This is a genomic window from Streptomyces sp. NPDC057136, assembly GCF_042670885.1.
Taxonomy (GTDB): Bacteria; Actinomycetota; Actinomycetes; order Streptomycetales; family Streptomycetaceae; genus Streptomyces.
In genome coordinates, this window is the sequence record NZ_JBHUUV010000090.1 from 1 (window position 1) to 4,150 (window position 4,150).

The window sequence follows — 4,150 nt, forward strand, 5'->3', positions numbered from 1 at the left end:
GACGCCATCCGGCTGTCGCGCCGGACGCTCGGCACGATCCGTACGAACCTGTTCTGGGCCTTCGCCTACAACGTGGGCGCGCTGCCGCTCGCCGCGGCGGGACTGCTCAACCCGATGATCGCGGGGGCCGCGATGGCCTTCTCCTCGGTCTTCGTGGTCGGCAACTCGCTTCGGCTGCGGGGCTTCAAGGCGGCGTAGGGGGCCGCGTCGGCTGCGGGCTGTTCGGGGGCTCCGCCCCCCGTACCCCCGAGCCGAGAACGCCGGCGGGGCTGCATGGTGCCCCCGCCGGCGTTCGAGGCACGAGCAGGGCGAGACATCTGCCTGTCCCTGATCCGAACGTGGCTCAGGCAGTGCTGTCCGAGGGTGTTTCGGGCTTCGTGTGGAGGATCTCGCGGGCCTGGTCCGCGGCGCGGGCGGTGGTCTCGCTGACGAAGTCGAGGAAGCGGGCGATGCTCTCGAGGCGGACGGCGGCCGGGGTACCGGGGCCGAGGATACTGACGCCCTGCCGTGCGGTCTCGACGATCTGGGCGGCGGCCCGGGCGCTGGCCATCATTGACTGGTACCAGACGTCGTTGTCGACGACGTAGTGCTCGCGGCGGCGTTCGTCGCGTTCCCGGCGGACAAGGCCCTGGCCGTCGAGGAACGTGATCGCTTTGGAGATGGACGCCGGGCTGACCTGGAGACGCTGGACGAGTTCGGACGCGGTGAGGCTGCCCGCGTCGCTGATGCAGAGGCAGGCCATCACCCGGGCCATCATCTTGGCTATGCCCGATTGCATGAAGACGGTGGTCAACGTCTCCTCGTACTCGCGCACCGCCTCGGCGTCGCGTCCGTAAGCCTGCGGGGGCGTCCGAGTATCCCGGGGCGCGGCCTGCCTGCGGTGGGCGCGCTGTTCGGTGGCGCGGTGGGCGAGTTCGGCGCGGTAGGCCGTGGGGCCGCCGTTGCGCATCACCTCGCGCGTGATCGTCGAGGTCGGACGGTCGAGGCGTCTGGCGATCTCCGCGTAGGCGTGGCCGTCGGCCAGTCCCAGCGCGATCTGCTGACGTTCCTGCTGGGTGAGCCTGCCTCCCGGCATCGCGGTCTCCTTCATGGTCCGTGGTGACTCCAGTATAGCGTTCACTCTCATTCCATTGCAACGAACAGGATGGGATGCGTTGCATTAGCCTCGAAACCATTGCAACGATCCTTCGGCTCTGACCTGCAATAACTGCATTGCTGCGCAACGATCTCGTTGCCAGATCCGTGAATGCAACGTAGCTTTTCCTTCATCGGAAACAGCGGGCCGAAAGAGCCCGCACCGCAGAAGAGGAGAGCACAATGCAGAAGTTCGACACCGCCACCCCGGTCTCCGCCGTCCTCGACATCCCCGCGGGACGCATCCGGTTCATCGCCGCCGACCGGGCCGACACCACGGTCGAGGTCCTGCCCGCGGACGCCTCGAAGAGCCGCGACGTGCAGGCGGCGGAGCAGACCACGGTCGAATACGGCGACGGTGTCCTGCGGATCGAGGCCTCACCGGCGAAGAACCGGATGCTCGGCGCTTCCGGATCCGTCGAGGTGACGGTCCAGCTGCCCGCCGGTTCCCGCATCGAGGCGAAGACGGCCAGCTCGGAGTTCCGGGGCGTCGGACGGCTCGGCGACGTCGCCTTCGAGGGCTCGCAGGGCTCGGTCAAGCTCGACGAGACCGCGAGCGCCCGCCTCACCCTCCTCGCCGGCGACGTCTCGGTCGGCCGCCTGGGCGGCCCCGCGGAGATCAGCACCCAGAAGGGCGACATCCGCATCGCCGAGGCCGTTCGCGGCACGGTCGTGCTGCGCACCGAGTCCGGCGAGGTGTCGGTCGACGCCGCCCGCGGAGTCTCCGCCTCCCTGGACGCCGGCACCACCTACGGCCGGATCCACAACGCGCTCAAGAACACCGACGGCGCCGCCGCCGACCTGAACATCCACGCGAGCACCTCCTACGGCGACATCACCGCCCGCAGCCTCTGACCGTCCGCAGCCTCTAAAAGGAGCACCCCTCATGACCAACTTGGCCATCGCGGCGAACGGGCTGCGCAAGTCCTACGGCGACAAGGTCGTGCTCGACGGCGTCGACCTGGCCGTCCCCGAAGGAACGGTCTTCGCACTGCTCGGTCCGAACGGCGCCGGCAAGACCACCGCCGTCAAGATCCTCTCCACCCTCATCTCCCCCGGCCCCGCCTCCGGCGAGATCCGCATCGGGGGCCACGACCTCGCCGCCGACCCGCAGGCGGTCCGCGCCGCGATCGGCGTCACGGGTCAGTTCTCCGCAGTCGACGGCCTGATCACCGGCGAGGAGAACATGCTCCTCATGGCGGACCTGCACCACCTGTCCCGCAGCGAGGGCCGCCGTACCGCCGCCGAACTCCTGGAGCGCTTCGACCTGGTCGAGGCCGCGAAGAAGCCCGCCTCCACCTACTCCGGCGGCATGAAGCGCCGCCTCGACATCGCCATGACGCTGGTCGGCAACCCGCGGATCATCTTCCTCGACGAGCCGACCACCGGCCTCGACCCGCGCAGCCGCCACACCATGTGGGGGATCATCCGCGAACTCGTCTCCGACGGCGTCACCGTCTTCCTCACCACCCAGTACCTGGAGGAGGCCGACGAACTCGCCGACCGCATCGCGGTGCTGAACGACGGCAGGATCGCCGCCGAGGGGAGCGCCGAGGAGCTGAAGCGGCTCATCCCCGGCGGCCACGTCCGGCTCCGCTTCACCGACCCGGCCGCCTACCAGTCCGCCGCGTCCGCCCTGCGCGAGAGCACCCGGGACGACGAGGCGCTGTCGCTGCAGATCCCCAGCGACGGCACCCAGCGCGAGCTGCGCTCCATCCTCGACTGGCTGGACTCCGCCGGCATCGAGGCGGACGAGCTGACCGTGCACACCCCCGACCTCGACGACGTGTTCTTCGCCCTGACCGGCGAAACCAACGTCCCCAACCAGCCGAACCAGCCGAACCAGCCCAAGGAGACTGTCCGATGAGCGCCCTCTCCCTCGCCGTCCGCGACTCGAACACGATGCTGCGCCGCAACCTGCTGCACGCCCGGCGCTACCCGTCGCTCACCCTGAACCTGCTGCTCACGCCGATCATGCTGCTGCTGCTCTTCGTCTACATCTTCGGTGACGCGATGAGCTCGGTCGTCGGCGGCGGCGGTCCGGACCGCTCCGCATATATCGCGTACGTCGTCCCTGGCCTACTGCTGATGACCATCGGCAGCACCGTGATCGGAACCGCGGTGTCCGTCTCCAACGACATGACCGAGGGCATCATCGCCCGCTTCCGCACGATGGCGATCCACCGCCCTTCGGTGCTCATCGGGCACGTCGTCGGCAGCGTGCTGCAGGTGCTCGCCAGCCTGGTCCTCGTCGGCGCCGTCGCCGTGGCCATCGGCTTCAGGTCCACGAACGCAACCGCTCTGGAGTGGCTGGCGGCGTTCGGGCTGCTCACACTGTTCTCCCTGGCGCTCACCTGGATCGCGGTCGGCATGGGCATGGCCAGCCCGAACCCCGAGGCCGCCAGCAACAACGCGATGCCGCTGATCCTGCTGCCGCTCCTCTCCAGCGCCTTCACCCCGGTCGATTCCATGCCCGGCTGGTTCCAGCCGATCGCCGAGTACCAGCCCTTCACCCCCGCCATCGAAACCCTGCGCGGACTCCTCCTCGGCACCGAGATCGGCCACAACGGATGGCTCGCCGTCGCCTGGTGCCTGGGCCTCGCGGTGCTCGGCTACTTCTGGTCGACCTCGAAGTTCAACGGCGACCCGAAGTAACCGCCATGACAGCGCGGGCCGCCTCCCGCAACTCGCCCCGCCCAAGGGCGGCGTCCCCCGACACCACGTCGGAGAACGCCGCCCCGTAGGCGTACTCGGCCACCCACCGGGCCCACTCCCAGCCCCCCACTTCCCCCCGAGCCCACCCCCAAGCCCCGCGGGCCCTTCCCAGCCCAGCCCAGCCCCGCCGAGCCCAGCCCAGCCCCGCCGAGCCCAGCCCACTCCCAGCCCAGCCCAGCCCACTCCCAGCCCAGCCCAGCCCAGCCCACTCCCAGCCCCCCCCGGGGTTTTGGCGCGGGGTCTGGGGCGGTGCCCCAGGTTAGGGAACGGGCGGGTAGGGGGACAGGGTCCCCCCCGGCGC

5 protein-coding genes are annotated in these 4,150 nt (G+C 69.9%); 4 read left to right on the plus strand and 1 reads right to left on the minus strand.

Annotated elements, in window-relative coordinates:
• Positions 1-198 (plus strand): hypothetical protein (locus ACFT7S_RS38515; RefSeq protein ID WP_382741185.1); only part of this gene is annotated, 198 nt, incomplete at its 5' end.
• A 145-nt stretch (positions 199-343) separates the two neighbouring features.
• Here the strand turns inward: ACFT7S_RS38515 and ACFT7S_RS38520 are convergent.
• Positions 344-1,075: a helix-turn-helix domain-containing protein gene (locus ACFT7S_RS38520; protein WP_382741188.1), complete on the minus strand. Its 732-nt coding sequence runs from the start codon at positions 1,073-1,075 to the stop codon at positions 344-346.
• Between the two features lie 242 nt (positions 1,076-1,317).
• On the opposite strand from ACFT7S_RS38520, the gene ACFT7S_RS38525 reads away from it, so the two are divergent.
• Genes ACFT7S_RS38525 through ACFT7S_RS38535 form a run of 3 tightly spaced genes read left to right on the plus strand, consistent with a single transcriptional unit; the run spans position 1,318 to position 3,789 of the window.
• Positions 1,318-1,989, plus strand: a complete 672-nt coding sequence (locus ACFT7S_RS38525) for a DUF4097 family beta strand repeat-containing protein (RefSeq protein ID WP_382741191.1) — start codon at positions 1,318-1,320, stop codon at positions 1,987-1,989.
• Positions 1,990-2,020: 31 nt separating this feature from the next.
• Positions 2,021-3,001: an ATP-binding cassette domain-containing protein gene (locus ACFT7S_RS38530; protein ID WP_382741194.1), complete on the plus strand. Its 981-nt coding sequence runs from the start codon at positions 2,021-2,023 to the stop codon at positions 2,999-3,001.
• Positions 2,998-3,789, plus strand: a complete 792-nt coding sequence (locus tag ACFT7S_RS38535) for an ABC transporter permease (protein WP_382741196.1) — start codon at positions 2,998-3,000, stop codon at positions 3,787-3,789. Before ACFT7S_RS38530 ends, ACFT7S_RS38535 begins: the two co-directional genes overlap by 4 nt.
• Positions 3,790-4,150 lie beyond the last annotated feature (361 nt).

Coding starts and splice junctions, on each gene's coding strand:
- ACFT7S_RS38530 (WP_382741194.1), top strand. CDS start 2,021: ATGACCAACTTGGCCATCGCGGCGAACGGGCTGCGCAAGTCCTACGGC.
- ACFT7S_RS38525 (WP_382741191.1), top strand. CDS start 1,318: ATGCAGAAGTTCGACACCGCCACCCCGGTCTCCGCCGTCCTCGACATC.
- ACFT7S_RS38520 (WP_382741188.1), bottom strand. CDS start 1,075: ATGCCGGGAGGCAGGCTCACCCAGCAGGAACGTCAGCAGATCGCGCTG.
- ACFT7S_RS38535 (WP_382741196.1), top strand. CDS start 2,998: ATGAGCGCCCTCTCCCTCGCCGTCCGCGACTCGAACACGATGCTGCGC.